This window comes from Chryseobacterium formosum (genome assembly GCF_026460885.1).
GTDB classification, from domain to species: domain Bacteria; phylum Bacteroidota; class Bacteroidia; order Flavobacteriales; family Weeksellaceae; genus Chryseobacterium; species Chryseobacterium formosus.
The window spans coordinates 261905-277104 of the sequence record NZ_JAOVZW010000013.1 but is presented as its reverse complement, the minus strand read 5'-3'; the positions used below and the strand labels follow the sequence as shown (position 1 = coordinate 277104).

General features: G+C 35.1%; 13 protein-coding genes. 8 read left to right on the top strand and 5 right to left on the bottom strand.

Annotated features, from left to right (window positions below):
- Nucleotides 1-94 precede the first annotated feature (94 nt).
- The 4 genes from OF897_RS11820 (at nucleotide 95) to OF897_RS11805 (ending at nucleotide 6133) form a co-directional block, all read left to right on the top strand.
- Nucleotides 95-976, top strand: coding sequence for a glycerophosphodiester phosphodiesterase family protein (locus OF897_RS11820; protein WP_267265888.1), 882 nt, complete (start codon nucleotides 95-97; stop codon nucleotides 974-976).
- Between the two features lie 287 nt (nucleotides 977-1263).
- Nucleotides 1264-2676 (top strand): DUF3945 domain-containing protein, encoded by a 1413-nt coding sequence (locus tag OF897_RS11815; protein WP_267265887.1) that lies wholly within the window; start codon nucleotides 1264-1266, stop codon nucleotides 2674-2676.
- A 56-nt stretch (nucleotides 2677-2732) separates the two neighbouring features.
- Entirely contained in the window at nucleotides 2733-4811 is a 2079-nt protein-coding gene (locus OF897_RS11810; protein WP_267265886.1) for a type IA DNA topoisomerase, read from the top strand.
- Nucleotides 4812-4951: 140 nt separating this feature from the next.
- On the top strand, nucleotides 4952-6133 hold the full coding sequence (locus tag OF897_RS11805; RefSeq protein WP_267265885.1) for a GAF domain-containing sensor histidine kinase: 1182 nt from the start codon (nucleotides 4952-4954) through the stop codon (nucleotides 6131-6133).
- 83 nt (nucleotides 6134-6216) lie between these two features.
- Here the strand turns inward: OF897_RS11805 and mobC are convergent, their stop codons facing one another.
- Both mobC and OF897_RS11795 read right to left on the bottom strand, forming a co-directional pair.
- Nucleotides 6217-8211 (bottom strand): conjugal transfer protein MobC, encoded by a 1995-nt coding sequence (gene mobC / locus OF897_RS11800; protein WP_267265884.1) that lies wholly within the window; start codon nucleotides 8209-8211, stop codon nucleotides 6217-6219.
- A gap of 105 nt (nucleotides 8212-8316) precedes the next feature.
- On the bottom strand, nucleotides 8317-9273 hold the full coding sequence (locus tag OF897_RS11795; protein WP_267265883.1) for a helix-turn-helix transcriptional regulator: 957 nt from the start codon (nucleotides 9271-9273) through the stop codon (nucleotides 8317-8319).
- Nucleotides 9274-9360: 87 nt separating this feature from the next.
- Here OF897_RS11795 and OF897_RS11790 point away from each other — a divergent pair, with 87 nt between their 5' ends.
- Entirely contained in the window at nucleotides 9361-10545 is a 1185-nt protein-coding gene (locus tag OF897_RS11790) for an FAD-dependent oxidoreductase (protein WP_267265882.1), read from the top strand.
- A gap of 187 nt (nucleotides 10546-10732) precedes the next feature.
- On the opposite strand, the gene OF897_RS11785 is transcribed toward OF897_RS11790, so the two are convergent.
- On the bottom strand, nucleotides 10733-11092 hold the full coding sequence (locus OF897_RS11785; RefSeq protein WP_267265881.1) for a VOC family protein: 360 nt from the start codon (nucleotides 11090-11092) through the stop codon (nucleotides 10733-10735).
- Between the two features lie 80 nt (nucleotides 11093-11172).
- On the opposite strand from OF897_RS11785, the gene OF897_RS11780 reads away from it, so the two are divergent.
- A complete protein-coding gene (locus OF897_RS11780; protein ID WP_267265880.1) occupies nucleotides 11173-11529 on the top strand; it encodes a winged helix-turn-helix transcriptional regulator in 357 nt (118 codons plus the stop codon).
- A 67-nt stretch (nucleotides 11530-11596) separates the two neighbouring features.
- Here the strand turns inward: OF897_RS11780 and mobB are convergent, their stop codons facing one another.
- Together mobB and mobA are read right to left on the bottom strand one after the other, a co-directional pair.
- The gene (gene mobB / locus OF897_RS11775; protein WP_267265879.1) at nucleotides 11597-12868 is read right to left on the bottom strand and encodes a conjugal transfer protein MobB; all 1272 of its coding nucleotides are present in this window, start codon (nucleotides 12866-12868) and stop codon (nucleotides 11597-11599) included.
- 1 nt (nucleotide 12869) lies between these two features.
- Nucleotides 12870-13307 (bottom strand): conjugal transfer protein MobA, encoded by a 438-nt coding sequence (gene mobA, locus OF897_RS11770; protein ID WP_267265878.1) that lies wholly within the window; start codon nucleotides 13305-13307, stop codon nucleotides 12870-12872.
- A gap of 689 nt (nucleotides 13308-13996) precedes the next feature.
- Here mobA and OF897_RS11765 point away from each other — a divergent pair.
- Nucleotides 13997-14782: a ParA family protein gene (locus tag OF897_RS11765; RefSeq protein ID WP_267265877.1), complete on the top strand. Its 786-nt coding sequence runs from the start codon at nucleotides 13997-13999 to the stop codon at nucleotides 14780-14782.
- A complete protein-coding gene (locus OF897_RS11760; protein ID WP_267265876.1) occupies nucleotides 14769-15197 on the top strand; it encodes a DUF3408 domain-containing protein in 429 nt (142 codons plus the stop codon). Before OF897_RS11765 ends, OF897_RS11760 begins: the two co-directional genes overlap by 14 nt.
- Nucleotides 15198-15200: the final 3 nt, after the last annotated feature.

Here is a 15200-nt window from a genome sequence, read left to right as displayed (position 1 = left end):
ACATCTCACCCCGATCCCTTTAGAATTAAATTTTTTACACTTACTTTCTTGGGGTGAGACTTTTTAAAACAATCAATACTAAAATTTTAAAATCATGTTCAAAAATAAATTAACAACCCTATTGTTCTTTGCAGGTCAATTACTATTGACAGCGCAGAATAAGCATATTTCATTATCAGAATTCCCAGATGATAAAATAATGGTCGTTGCGCACCGTGGTGACTGGAGAGAAGCTCCCGAAAATTCTGTCTGGGCAATAAAAAAGGCTATCGAAAAAGGTGTCGATATGGCTGAGATAGATCTTGCGATGACCAAAGACAGTATTCTCATTTTAATGCATGATAATACAATCGACAGAACGACTACCGGAAAAGGAAAACCATCAGACTTCACTTTGGAAGAAATAAAAAAACTAAATCTCAGAGACGGCTTAGGGGTGGAAACACAAATGAAAGTTCCTACTTTAGAAGAAATTCTGATTCTTAGTAATGGAAAAATTCTTTTGAATCTAGACAAAGGTTTTGACTATATCAAACAGGTCTATCCTATGGTAAAAAAACGAAATATGCTTGATCAAATTTTGTTTAAAGGCCATGAATCTTATGCTGAGTTCAACAGAAAATACGGAGACATTAAAAAAGATATTCATTACATGCCCATCATAAAATTGGGGAATAAAGAAGATCTTAAGAATATTTCGGAATATCTGAAAAACTATAAGGTTTACGGTTTTGAATTTACTATCGGAATTACAGAGGATAATTTGATTGATTTTAAAAAATTAAAAGAAAACAAAGTAAAAATTTGGGTAAACTCACTATGGCCTCATCACAATGCCGGAAATAATGATGACAAAGTTTTAGATAATTCGAATGTGTATGACTGGTATTTACAAAAGGGAGTGAACATTATTCAGACAGATCGTCCTAAGGAACTGATCAATTTTTTAAAAATGAAAAAGTTGTATAAATCATAATTTAAAAAAGATAAAACCATCCACTACGGATGGTTTTATCTTTTACATTTAAAAAACGAGAATTGTTTATCTGGTTCTCATGGACTTCGTTAACCCCAACACTTTAAATCTAAATTATTAATTATTCAGATAAAACTGTCACTGTAAATTATCTACCTTCTAAAAACACTCATATTGTTTAGTTTCAAAATAAAAGCCAATTCCGTCCAAATACTTCCGCAAAATACCATTTCTTTTTTCCCTCACTCAATCCTGCTACATTCGATGTCAAATACATATTTAACATCATGGAAGATATTACAAACGCACAAAATCCTAATTCCTCTTTAATCAATATTCTATTGGTTTTAAATCCGAAAACCAACAAAATCGAAGCAGTAAAAACTATTGATGACAAGGGAGATTTGAAAACAGTTCCCAATACCGAAAGAAATCAAAATCAATTCTTAAAAATTGATAAGCAGGGCGATCTGTTCTCTAACTTTTTTTCCAACTTTTTAAGTCAACTTAAAAATCCTTCTGTATTCAACTTTTTCAAAATCCCTCTCAACGAGTCGAAAGAAATCGGAAAACAGATTCAACACCATCTTCAAAATCCAAGTACGGAAGGCGAAGAATTTCTAAATACCTACAAAGTTCTAAAACAAAATACCAACATTATGAGTACTACCCCATTATCAGAAAAAGAATATCAATATTCTGCTGATCAGATTGACTGGAATATCATGTCCAAATTTGGCTTGACCCAAGAAAAGCTGGAAAAAGCAAATGCATTAGATCCTTTATTAAAAGGATTTAAAACCAATGGTCTCGTTCCGGTGACCATCAAGCTAGGAAATACCGTTGCCAGAATCGATGCCCGCCTCTCTCTGCAGACCAATGACACCGGTGAAGTTCTTGTCAATCTTCACGGAATTAGAAAAGAGCCTAATTTCAACTTTAAATTCTTAGGTCATGAATTTACCGCAGAAGACAAGAAAAACTTGATGGATACCGGAAACATGGGAAGGATTGTTGATTTGGTAAATCCTAAAACAGATGAGATTATCCCCTCCATCATCAGCCGTGACAAATTAACCAATGAACTCATCGCTTACCGTGCAGAATACATTAAGATTCCTGACGAAATTAAAGGAATAAAACTGGATGATGCTCAAAAGCAAACCTTACAGGAAGGCAAACCGCTTTATCTGGAAGGAATGATTTCTACAAAAGGAGAACCATTTGATGCAACTGTACAGTTTAATGCGGATAAAAAATATGTCGAGTTTCTATTCGATAACAGCACTCATCATCAACAGTCACAAAACACTCAGCAAAATCAATCTGCTGAATTTCCCAGAACATTCAGAGGGAAAGAACTGACTGATCAGCAATATGATCAATTTAAGGCAGGACAAACCGTTTACATCGATGGACTTCTCGACAAAAAAGATCAAAAATATCAGGGTTATATCACTTTAAATAAAGAATCAGGCAAAATTGATTTTTCATTTCATAATCCTAATAAAGTTAAAGAACAGGCACAGCCGACAGATGCTCACAAAACACAGGTTGCAATCAATTCAGAAGGGAAAACGAATGAGGTGACAAAGAAAATCAAGGAGCCTTTACAGTCAAGACAGCAAGCACCCAAAAATAAAAAGCAACAGCAGGAAAAACCGAAAGCACCTACTAAAACCAGAGGACGAAAAATATAAGACTTCAATTTAAAGTGCATTCTAACCAAGTTAAAAATAATCAATAAAATCTATTTATGAAACTGGTACTGGCAGAAAAACCAAGCGTTGCAAGAGAAATTGCCCATCTATTAGGCGCTTTAGAAAAAAGAGAAGGTTATTTTGAAGGCAGTGAGTATATGGTAACATGGTCTTTCGGACATTTAGTTGGATTAGGGATGCCTGAAGATTATGGAATTTCGGGATTTCAAAAAGAAGTTCTTCCGATAATGCCTAAACCCCATATGCTCACTGTTTGTAAGCTCAAAAAAGAAAAAGGATACGTTAGTGATCCCGCAGCATTAAAACAACTGAAAGTCATCAAGAAACTTTTCGCTATTTGTGGCAGCATCATTGTTGCTACAGACGCAGGACGAGAGGGTGAACTGATCTTCCGATACATTTATGTTTATCTTAAATGCACCAAACCATTTGAACGGTTATGGATCAGTTCACTCACTGAAAATGCGATCAAAAAAGGATTTGAAAACTTAAAACAGGGGAATCAGTTTGATAATTTATTTCAGGCAGCTCAGAGCAGAAGCCGTGCGGACTGGTTGGTGGGGATTAATGCGACGCAGGCTTTAACTTTAGTTGCCGGTAATGGAATGTATTCTTTAGGCAGAGTTCAAACGCCGACATTAGCTATGATCTGTAGAAGATACCTGGATAACAAAGCTTTTAAAATCGATAAATACTGGCAGATCGAACTATTACACACCAAGGATTTTGTTGAATTTACCAGTATTTCAAAAATCAAGGTGAACAGTCAAAAACAGGCCGAGGATATCTTAAAAGCTATAGAAAGAAATACCAATACAGCATCAATTACAAAGATTGATAGTAAGAACATCACGGAGCAAGCTCCTCTGCTCTTTGATCTTACCGGCCTGCAAAAGGAAGCCAATAAAAAACTGAACTTTTCTGCGGAAGAAACATTAAACATTGCCCAAAGTTTATATGAAAAGAAATTCATCACCTATCCACGAACAGGCAGCAAGTACATCCCTGAAGATGTTTGGTCTGATATCCCGGATCTTATCAGAACTTTACAGAAAAAAGAATCCATGAAACAAAAAGTTAGTCAGATAAATAGGGGAAATTTTAACAAGCGTATTGTCAATAATCTTGGAGTTACCGATCATCATGGGTTGCTTACCACTGAGAAACTTCCTTCCGCATTATCTGTAGGGGAAAACGCTGTTTATGACATGATCGCTTTTCGATTACTGGAAGCTGTTTCGCAACCTTGTTTAAAGGAAATCACCGATATTACCCTTCAGGTTTTACACTACGATTTTGAAATAAAAGGATGTAAGATCGTAGAAATAGGCTGGCGTTCCATTCAGGGAAATTATTCTGACACTATAGAACACCTTCAGGAACTTCCTGAATTAAAAGAAGGTACTGAACTGAAATTAAAATCTTCTAAAATAGTGGAGAAGCAGACCCAACCTCCGCTTCTTTACACAGAGGCTGGATTACTTTCAGCCATGGAAAATGCCGGAAAACAACTAGAAAATAAGAAAGAACAACAAGTCTTAAAAAGCATTGGAATCGGTACACCGGCGACACGGGTTTCTATCATTGAGACCTTATTCAGCAGAAATTACATTAAGCGAGAAAAGAAATCATTGATTCCGACTGAAAAGGGACTACAGGTTTATCATCTCATTAAGGATAAAAAAATCGCCAATGTGGAAATGACTGCTGACTGGGAATTGTCCATGCAAAAGATAGAAAGAAATGAGCTTAATGCCTTAGATTTCCAAAAACAAATAGAGATCTATACCGCTTCGATTACCCATGAATTATTACAGACAAGGATTGAAAGAGAAAACCTTCCAAAACTTCAATGTCCAAAATGCAAAAATAATCAGCTGACCATCCTTGACAAAATCGTCAAATGTCCTGATCAAGTCTGCAACTGGATTCAATTCAGAAATATTTGCGGAATTCAATTAAAGATAAATGATATTGAAAGCCTTGTTACCAAAGGCAAAACCTCATTAATCAAAGGTATGAAAAGTAAAAACGGAAAAAAATTTGATGCTTTTATTGCCTTGAACAATCAAGCTGAAAGTCACTTTGAATTTGACGGTAAAAACCATCTTTAGTTAAGAGATAATATACTTTTAAAAGTCCATAATTCACCTCAACCGCAATTCTTTATTTTACATTATTTTACGGAAATTATTTCTTATCTTTATCATTTAAAACTTCTGTAAGCAGTTATTTTACATTAGTTTCAATGCCTATGAATCAAGAAACAAAAGCACCAGATTTTCAAACTGATATCGAGCAAATCAATCAAATTCCTGCTGTGGCAAAGATTCTTGAAGTGATATGCAACACTACGGGAATGGGATTTGCAGCTGTTGCAAGAGTTACTCAAGATCGTTGGATAGCTTGTGCAGTCAATGATAAAATCAATTTTGGTTTAGAAGTTGGGGGCGAACTACAAGTAAAAACCACTTTGTGTGATCAGGTAATGAATGACAGGAAAACTGTGGCAATCGATCATGTTGATAAGGACCCACTGTACGCTAATCACCACACTCCGGAATTTTATGGGCTTCAAAGTTATATTTCTATACCTCTTATTTTAACAAATGGAGAGTTCTTTGGAACTTTATGTGCAATCGATCCAAAACCGGCACTGGTTAATAATGAGAAAACCATTACTATGTTCAAGCTTTTTGCTGAATTAATTGCATTTCATCTGGACTCTATTCAAAATCTCAGTCTTTCTCAAGCACAATTGATGGAAGAAAAGAGTAATGCGGAAATTCGTGAACAATTCATAGCCATATTGGGACATGATTTACGTAATCCGATTGGAGCCATTTCCAGTGCATCTCAGCTTATGTTCAGGACAAATTTAGACGAGCGTAATTTAAAGCTGGCAAAAATTATTCAGGATTCTACCATACGAGTCCGAGGCTTAATTGATAATATGCTGGATTTTGCAAGTGGACGTCTTGGAGGTGGTATTGTATTGAATTTCGATAATGAAATAAGCCTCACAGAAACTCTTAATCAAATTATTCTTGAACTGAGAACAATTTATCCTGAACGAGAAATTCTAGCCAACTTAAATCTGCAGAATCCTGTCAAAGGAGATTATAAACGTATAGCACAATTGTTTTCAAACCTTTTAGGAAATGCGATCACCCACGGAGCAAAACAGTCCCCCATCACTATTACTGCAAAGACTGAAGGATCCAATTTTGAATTATGCGTTATCAATCAAGGAGCTGAAATATCACCGGAAACAAAAAAACATCTCTTCAAACCGTTTTCCAGAGGAAAAATAACCAAGGGTCAAGAGGGTTTAGGATTAGGTCTTTACATTGCCAGTGAGATTGCCTCTGCCCATAATGGGAGCATTGAAGTCACGTCTACGGACGAAGTAACCTGTTTTACTTTTAAATTTTAGTATTAAATATTTGTCTAAAATTATCAATAACTACACGGATCAGCCCATACTTTTAGGGATGTTGTAGTGGATGTATATACAATTTAGCTCTGTATCAAATGTTTTAAGTCAGGGTCATTTTGTATTCTTTCTAGTTCAACAGCGATAATTTGAATAATATCACTTTTAATTTTCTTGTAATTGGTTTCAATCTCCTCTTTCATATTGTCACTGCCCATACTATCAAAAAAAGATCGGATCTCGGGTATTTTCTGATAGGCTTTTGTTTCAGAAGCCACTTTCTCATTATCCACGACAATCTCAGCATGAAACATTTTCTGTTCAATCCTCTCATCAAAATTATCCGACACTGCACCTACAAATATTCCCTGTGTCAAAGTTGAAATCTTAGAAGCCGGAATCAAACTATCCAGTTGAGTTGATATGGAAGTCGATGTGTCATTTTTATTAATCGTCATACTCTGGCGTTTCTGCAGGACTTTTCCAAATCGTTCCGAAAGACTTTTTGCAGTCTCACCAACAACCTGCCCACTAAAAATATTACCCACTGTATTTTGGATCACCTTACTTTCCTTGTCTCCATAATCCCTAGCCAACTGTGAAAAATCCTGAAATCCCAGACATACCGCTACCTTGTTACTCCTTGCGGTTGCAATCAGATTATCCAATCCTCTGAAATAAATGGTGGGTAACTCATCAATGATCACTGAACTCTTTAATTGCCCTTTCTTATTGATCAGTTTTACAATCCTAGAATTGTATAATCCTAACGCTGCAGAATAAATATTCTGCCTGTCCGGATTGTTGCCTACACACAGTATTTTGGGTTCTTTAGGATTGTTAATATCCAAAGAAAAATCATCACCAGTCATCACCCAATATAGCTGCGGAGAAATCATTCGCGATAAAGGAATTTTCGCAGAAGCAATCTGTCCCTGTAACTGATCCTGTGCTCCTCCCTGCCATGCATCCATAAATGGAGAAAGATAATTTTCCAAATCAGGATACGAAGTCAATATGGTAAATACATCAGAATACTTCTTGTTCAGCAGTTCGATGGCGTGTGGGAATGTACAGTATTTCCCATTTTCATAAATTTTTAAAAACCAGATAATCGCTGCCAAGAGAATAATGGGTGATTCGACAAAGAAATCACCTTGCTTTTGTATCCAACTCCGATTCAGATTTAACATTATAGTATATGCTGCTTCATACGCATCAGATATATCCGTCATAAAATCAGGATTGAGCGGATTACAGCGATGACTTTTTCTTGGGTCATCAAAATTAATCACATAGAATTGAGGTTTTACTTTGTATTGATCTGTATTTTTCAATAAATGATTGTACGCAATTGTAGATAGATCATCGAACTTAAAATCATAGATGTACATCGAAAAGCCTTTTTCAATATGCTGCTTAATATAATTATTGACAATTGCATAAGACTTCCCTGATCCAGGCGTTCCTAAAACAATGGTTGCTCTAAATGGATTCACGACATTGATGTATCCATTATTCCATTTTCCTTTGTAGTAAAACTTTGTCGGCAGATTGACCGAATATTCATTCTCCATCAATTTTGTTTCCTGCATGAAGCTTTCATTCTCGTTATTAAAAACATCATCCATCAGGTTATTGCTCAAAAGTCTGCTCATCCATAGACCCGCCATGAGTAAGATAATATATCCTACTGAAAGAGAAAAAATATAAAAGAGATGACCGAGAATAGGTGCGTATAACAGAGGGTAATTTAGAAAATATAAGATGAAACCTGTACCCATAGCCAGATTGATTTTAGACCATGTAATTTTTTCATTTTTCACACCTTTAGTACCCAGACAGCTTAAAGCCAGCAAGACCAATGCAAATATCTTCGTATAAATGGGAAGAGAAAAAAAACCAGCAGTTTTTTGAAAGTTGTATAGAATCTTATTGATGATTTCCAGTGTCCAGCCCCGCTCTCTAAAGAAACCATAGCAGAACCAATATAGATGAATCAGTAACAAAAGGATACTTACTGCCCGCATAAAAGCCATTATTTTGGCTAAACCTCTTAAGTCGTCTTCTCCCTGCATTGTTTTAAGTCTTAATGTTCGGGTGTGAATTTAAAGACTCTATATAATAGTGTCTATTTATATAGTAGTCATTGGCTTTGAAAGGTAATGTTTGACTGATTGCTATTATTTATTCTGGCTCCACTTCTTTGGTTTCATATTGAAATGTCTTTCAAATAATCTGCCGAAATAACTTAAATTACTAAAACCCAAATGGTAACCGACTTCAGAAACCGATAAATGTTCTTCACGTAAAAGTCTTGCAGCCTCTTGCATACGTAAATGCTGATAATAGGGGTACATACCTTTACCAAATACCTGTGTAAAAAGTTTTCTAAGTTTAATGACATTCATACCGCTTAACTTCACTAACTCTTCCTGGATAAATGGTTTGTCAATCGAAACTGCGATTTTATCTCGTACGTTGTAAACCGATTCTAGCTCATATTTTGACAGATGCTGATGCGTAACACTTGCTCTTCTTGATAGGTTTTTAAACAAATAAAATAATAGTTCAAGCGATTTTAGCCTATAAAAAGCATCTGATAGTGCATCCGGCATTTTTGTAATCGAAATCTCATTGGCCACTTCTGCTATTTCCGGAGACATGAACTCCTCAATCCAAAGTGTTTTCTCATTATTAAAAAGATAATCAAATTTTTTATGGTCTTTTCCGATAAAGCTTTTCAAATAATCAAGACTTATAATTATGGTTACCTGCTGAATATTTATATCTTTTGGAAAGCTCACGTCACTTTCAACGTGCAGCGGGATAATGCGTACGTGTGGCTGTGTTTGTTGTAATTCTTGTATGTATTTGACAGATGTGTCTGATCGAGAATGAATAATATTTTGAAATGAAATAGATATTCCGTTTTTAAAAGCCGTTATAGGTTTTCTCCGAATGCAGAATGCTTGCTTTGCCACTACAGATCGAACCATAACTAACATATCGGGCAATAAATCTACGATTTTCAGCTCATTGAGATGAAGCATATCCAATTCAGATCTGGATGGTGTGAGCGAAACGCCTAATCGCTCCACCCAATAGTACATCTCTTGTTTCTTTGTCTTGTCACTCATTTTATCGGACTATTTTTATTTTTTACTGGGGTATTTTAGCATTAAAAGTATAAATAAATTTGCAATATCAATTTAAAAATAGAAGAAATGAAAAAACACATTTTAATATCCGGAGCAGGGATTGCAGGTTTAACAGCTGCTAACTTTTTGGCAAAACAGGGTCATAACGTTACTGTAATTGACAGATCGCCTTCATTCAGTAAAGGAGGATTTCTTATTTCCCTCAAGAGTTTCGGTGTAAAAATCATGGACGAATTGGGGCTAACTCAAAATCTACAAGCAGAATCATCACCATCTGAAACGGTTCATTTTGTAGAAACTAATGAGCAAATCATTCAAAGTATTGAATATGATAAAATGCATGAGAATATTGAACGTTCCGTTCTTATAACTCGTGGTGGATTACATTACGTTTTGTATGAGGCAATCAAAAACGATGTAAATATATTTCTTGACACAACGATTTCACAACAGGAAGAAAAATCAGACAAGACAAAAGTTACACTTTCAAACGGAAGTTCGATAGATGTTGATTTAGTCATTATTTCCGAAGGATTGCGTTCCCCAACAAGAGAACGGTATTTCACCAATTACCAATTAGAAGATTTCAATACGCTTTATGTAGGAGGAAAATTAAAACAAAACCATAAAAAGCAAGTTGGTGTATTTAAGGTCTATATAGATGTCAACAAAATGCTGTCCATATACCCCATAGCAGAGGAAGAAATAGCCATTCAGTGTTACATCCGTAGCTCCGAAGACATTGGCTATATTAAAAATAATGCTTCATCTATTCTTAAGGGTACTTTTGCTGATTATAATCCAGAAGTAAAGCAATTATTAGAAAACCTTTTGGACGATGGCTTGTTTTTCATGGACAAAATGGGCATGGTAAATGCTCCAAACCTGCGTAATGGCCGTATGGTTTTGTTGGGAGACGCAGGTTATTGCCCCACAGCTTTATCAGGAATGGGAGCCTCTCTGTCTATTTATGGTGCAAAGGCATTGTCGCACTTTATTGAAAAATACCCTGATGATATCTTAAATGCCTGTGATTGCTACAATAGTTTGATGCAGCCAATTATAGAAAAATTTCAGACCAATGCAAAGAATAACGCGGCATCTTTCCTGCCTAAGAGCGAAGCAGATTTAGAGAAATTTGTTGACGGATTCCGGACTGCTGATGATAAAGCCGTTCAAAAAATAATGACAGAGCCCATTGTTTTAACCAAAGATCAGGAAAATTTTATATTGAATTGTAAATTAAACTAATGCTCTATTATTAATGCTTGTTTAAAGTCTTCTTCCATAATTTTTGTTTACATAAATATATTAAGAATGATTTAAGGAAGCTTATTATTTAGCTTTCGAGGTTGTAAAATTTTCAAACTCGAAAGCTTTTTATACTTTCATTAAAATACAAATCACAGATAGCATAGCCCAGAGCAATACCTCCGACTTAATTATCATTAAGTTGAAGATATTCAATCACTTTTCCATCTTTTTGTTCTACTATAAATCGGAGACCTGTACTAACTCTGTTAACGGGAATAATTATTCTTTTTGACTCTTTTTCAAGTATTTTCCAAAAAGCTTCCAAATCGTCAACTACAAATATTGCATTAACCAAGCTAGGTATCTCGAGTGCTTCAGGTCCGTCTACAGCACCCAAAATAACAAAATGATCCACTAAACTTAATTGATACCCGTCGTGGGCAGCTGAAAGAGATACATCTTTACCCGTAATTTTTCTATAAAAAGCTACTGTATCTTCAAAATCATTAGTAACAATTGGTAACAATACTATTTTAATTTCCATAAACTTAATTTTTAACTTTGCAACAAAGCTATGCGGATCGTCAGTAGTACGCAATAACTCACTTTTTTATTAGTAATGTAATGGGAGATAAAATTAAAGAAAGCTCTACCAACCAAGCCAACAGAAGATTATTATCAGATAGATGCAAAGTAAATGACACACTTAGTTTGGTAGGTAAACGATGGCTAATGACAATATTGTATGAAATTTCATTAGGGAATAATCAATTTTCTACACTAAATAAAAGCATTCCTGAAATTTCGGAACATGTTCTTGCAACTCGTGTAAAAAATTTGGTCGAAAACAACTTAATCGAGAAGAATGAAAGAATGAATACGACTCCTTTACAAATAATTTACTCTATTACTGATAAAGGGAAACAACTTTTATTACTAGTTGATAGTTTATGCAAATGGGATGGATATTGGAATAGTTAATATTTTGTTTTTGAATATAATTGATTTAAAAGAAGATCTAGCCGTATAAATTTAGTTGAATCTATTTTTAGCCTCTTTTTACTTTCTTCTTCATCCGATTAGCAAAATCCAATTCCTCATAATCTTCTCCTTGTATTTCTGGAATAAATAAACCACCTAAACCTTCAATCAAACCATCTTCATTTTTAGTTGAGTTGAGGAAATCGAATAACTGATGAGGTTCTTCTTTTGGAATATCAGAATAGTTTGATGTTTTTGGTTGTAATTCAGTAAGTCTTTTAATTTCTGGTTTGATGTTATTACGCCAGTAATCATTAAAAGTATTTGCAGAAAGTTCCTTACTTAAATGAGAGCCATTCCAAACCGTTTTAGAATTGTGGTCAATAAAAGTTATTCCGTAGATACGTCCTGTATCGTTCTGGCGCACAACAACATTAATACCTTGTCCGCCTAGTTGCTTTTTAAAATCACACTCATTATTGGTAGATTCCAAAGCAATACTAATCGCAGATAGCAAGGTCTTTTTAATTGGGTGATTTTTGAGATCTGATTTGCACTTTTCAAAATGAAACTCTAAAGCGACAAGTCCGGAATTCTTTCCAAAGAGTGAAGCCTTAAAAGGATTTCCAGCTCGTTCGCCTTGTTTATTTAATGGAAAGTACAACAAACCTTGCTGTGGTTTTCCATATAATTCGCCTTCAATTTTTTCCGTGGTGATATTGAACAAGGAAAGTAAAGCGTTATATTCTCCTAACGTTTGGTATTTGTAGTACGAAGGTAGATGACGGACAACTGATGCAATTTGGCTTTTTACATCACCCGATTTGTAATCAACTGAACGGAAAATCTTGTCATCCTGGTTGCGTTCTTTATCCGTTGCAGGTATCAATCTGTGTTGAATTTCCAATTCACGGCAGACTTTCATAGAGCGCATTTTCTCAAATTTATCTGAAATCTTTTTGCCCTCTTCATCCACGCAAACTGATACAATATGGATATGGCTACGGTCAATATCAGTATGTTTGAAAACCACAAAGGGCTGTTGACCGTAACCCATTTCACGCATATATTGTTCTGCTATCTCCCTAAATTTGTCATCACTAACTTCATCTTTTGGATCGGGATTGAGCGAAATATGTAATGTATGTTTTTCCGTATTACGGTTCGCTATCAGATATGGAGCAAAAGATTGAGCTAATTGTGCAACAGAATATTGTCCGTTTGCTGTTTCAATCATCTTATTAGTAAACAAAATCTGCCCGTTTTCATGTTTTACTTTGAGTTGGTTGTAGGCTAATGCACCATATAAATTTCCGCTTCTTCCGATTTTTGCTATCATTTTAAGACTGTTTTTTTAGATGTTTTTCTTCAAATTCTTCACTGATTTTTATAATCTTTTGGCATAAAATGACCATTTCCAAGGTCTGTTTTTCTAGTTTGTAAAGGAAACCGGCAGCCTTTTTCTCAGAGAAATTCTTGTATAACAGCTTTACAATCTGGTTGTAGTTGACACCCACGGAACGAAATTGACTGTGAAATGAAGTCAGTCGCATATAGAAATCAACCGTTCCTTTATCAATTTGAATTGTTTTTACGGTCTTTTCAAAGATGCAGGAAGTTATAAAATGTGCCTTCACCTGCATACCAGACTGGTCAAAAAGAGCCAAAAAGCGAGCATGTTCCTCTTCATTGAAGGAGATGGTGTATCTGTTTTTAGCAGGATCTTTTTTAGGTCTCCGACCTGTTTTTCTTATTTGCTTTTTGTTATTGTCTTCCATAACTAATCCATTTTAAAATTCATATAAAACCCTGACTTCGGAAGGTGTTTTTCAGCCCCTGCAAGGGCAAGTTGTTTTGAGCATCGGAAATCGTTTCGAGATGCTCAAAACACAACTTGCCGTGTTCCGATGAACACAAAATCCTCCCTTGGGTCGGATTGGATGCGCAGGATTCAATCTGCATATAAAAGTCTGATTCATTACAAACCAATAACAAAGACCAACAAAACAACCTTTTCTAAACATCCATTACAAAGTAAGGGAATGAACATTCAATGATAAAACAATATCAAAAGCCAATGGCAACCTCTAAATGACAATATCAACCTCAATTTCAAAAGCACTTAGATATCTGCATTACTTTGTCTACACAAAATGATGCACAAATGACATCAGGCACTTAGGTAACAACGTGAGTACACCAATGTGTAGAAATGGACGGATATCATAATGTGCATACATTAATATTTGATTTAGTGTATAGAAGCGGATCTGAAAAAGTATTAATGTATTTCACTAGGGATCAACAGATTTATTCTTGTGAAATCATAAGTATATAACAAGCTAAGTAAAGAGTTTGTTAAGTAGCTGAATGAATGCAGTGTTCTTTAGTTACCTGCAGATAAAAGTGCATAATGAGTTATCTATAAAACAAGAAACAGCAATACCAATTAAAATACATACCTATTATGGAATCAAAAATCAAAACAAAATTCATTGCCTTCTCATCCCAAAAAGGAGGTGTCGGAAAAAGCACGTTTACCACTTTAACTGCCAGCATTCTACATTATCGTCTTGGGTATAATGTAGCGGTATTTGATGCGGATTTTCCCCAGCACAGTCTTATGAAAATGAAATCCAGAGACCTCACGATGATTATGGAAAATAATTCATTAAAAAAATTAGCCTACAAACAATTTAGCACGATTAATAAAAAAGCGTATCCTATTGTTCAGATGAGAGCCGACGGCATTTTAGAAGCAGCAGAAGAATTTACTTCAAGCTCCGAAATACCTCTTGATGTTATCTTCTTTGATCTTCCGGGAACTGTCAACACTCCAGGCATCTTGAAAGCACTGGCCGGAATGCATCATATTTTCACTCCCATTACCGCAGACCGTGTTGTAATGGAAAGCACACTCATTTTTACACAACTATTACAGGATGTGATCATGCAAAAAGGAGAAACTTCAATTGAAACGATCCACTTATTTTGGAATCAGGTCGATGGACGGGAAAGCACACCTTTATATGAAATTTACAATCAACTTATCAATCAATTAGGATTAAGCTTAATGCAGAGCCAGATTAAGAGCAGTACCCGTTTCAGAAAAGATAGTGAAGCCGAAAGTAAAATCGTCTTCCGTTCTACACTGCTTCCAGCTGACGAAAAATTAATGAAAATCAGTCAGCTTGATTTATTTATCGATGAGTTTCTAAACATTATAAACTTACCTACAAATGGAAAAAAATAACAGAAAAACAACCCCTGATATTGATGAAGAATTTATGATGAATCTGATGGTTGATGGTTTGAAAAAGGAGGGTCTAAGCCTTTCTTCTTCTCAGCAAGACCAAAATGAGGGTATCATCAATAAAGAAGCTTCAAAAGAAAAACCAGTCGTTAAAGATAAAGCAAGAATAAAAAAAATATCGGAATTGGATTATGAAGATATCTTTCTAAAAAAAAGTGATACCAATGCACGTGACGGAAAAACCGTTTACATCAGACCCGATTTCCACGAAAGGCTTTCCCGTATTGTACAGGTGATCGGGGAAGATAAAATTTCCATCTATGCCTACGTTGATAATCTGTTACAATACCATTTTCAGGAATTTGGTGAGCAGATTATCAAGAGTTATAACAATAAATACAAACCTATATTTTAAACT

Excerpts from the sequence above, each read along its gene's own strand:
- OF897_RS11820 (WP_267265888.1), top strand. The coding sequence starts at position 95 with ATGTTCAAAAATAAATTAACAACCCTATTGTTCTTTGCAGGTCAATTA.
- OF897_RS11815 (WP_267265887.1), top strand. The coding sequence starts at position 1,264 with ATGGAAGATATTACAAACGCACAAAATCCTAATTCCTCTTTAATCAAT.
- OF897_RS11810 (WP_267265886.1), top strand. The coding sequence starts at position 2,733 with ATGAAACTGGTACTGGCAGAAAAACCAAGCGTTGCAAGAGAAATTGCC.
- OF897_RS11805 (WP_267265885.1), top strand. The coding sequence starts at position 4,952 with ATGAATCAAGAAACAAAAGCACCAGATTTTCAAACTGATATCGAGCAA.
- mobC (WP_267265884.1), bottom strand. The coding sequence starts at position 8,211 with ATGCAGGGAGAAGACGACTTAAGAGGTTTAGCCAAAATAATGGCTTTT.
- OF897_RS11795 (WP_267265883.1), bottom strand. The coding sequence starts at position 9,273 with ATGAGTGACAAGACAAAGAAACAAGAGATGTACTATTGGGTGGAGCGA.
- OF897_RS11790 (WP_267265882.1), top strand. The coding sequence starts at position 9,361 with ATGAAAAAACACATTTTAATATCCGGAGCAGGGATTGCAGGTTTAACA.
- OF897_RS11785 (WP_267265881.1), bottom strand. The coding sequence starts at position 11,092 with ATGGAAATTAAAATAGTATTGTTACCAATTGTTACTAATGATTTTGAA.
- OF897_RS11780 (WP_267265880.1), top strand. The coding sequence starts at position 11,173 with ATGGGAGATAAAATTAAAGAAAGCTCTACCAACCAAGCCAACAGAAGA.
- mobB (WP_267265879.1), bottom strand. The coding sequence starts at position 12,868 with ATGATAGCAAAAATCGGAAGAAGCGGAAATTTATATGGTGCATTAGCC.
- mobA (WP_267265878.1), bottom strand. The coding sequence starts at position 13,307 with ATGGAAGACAATAACAAAAAGCAAATAAGAAAAACAGGTCGGAGACCT.
- OF897_RS11765 (WP_267265877.1), top strand. The coding sequence starts at position 13,997 with ATGGAATCAAAAATCAAAACAAAATTCATTGCCTTCTCATCCCAAAAA.
- OF897_RS11760 (WP_267265876.1), top strand. The coding sequence starts at position 14,769 with ATGGAAAAAAATAACAGAAAAACAACCCCTGATATTGATGAAGAATTT.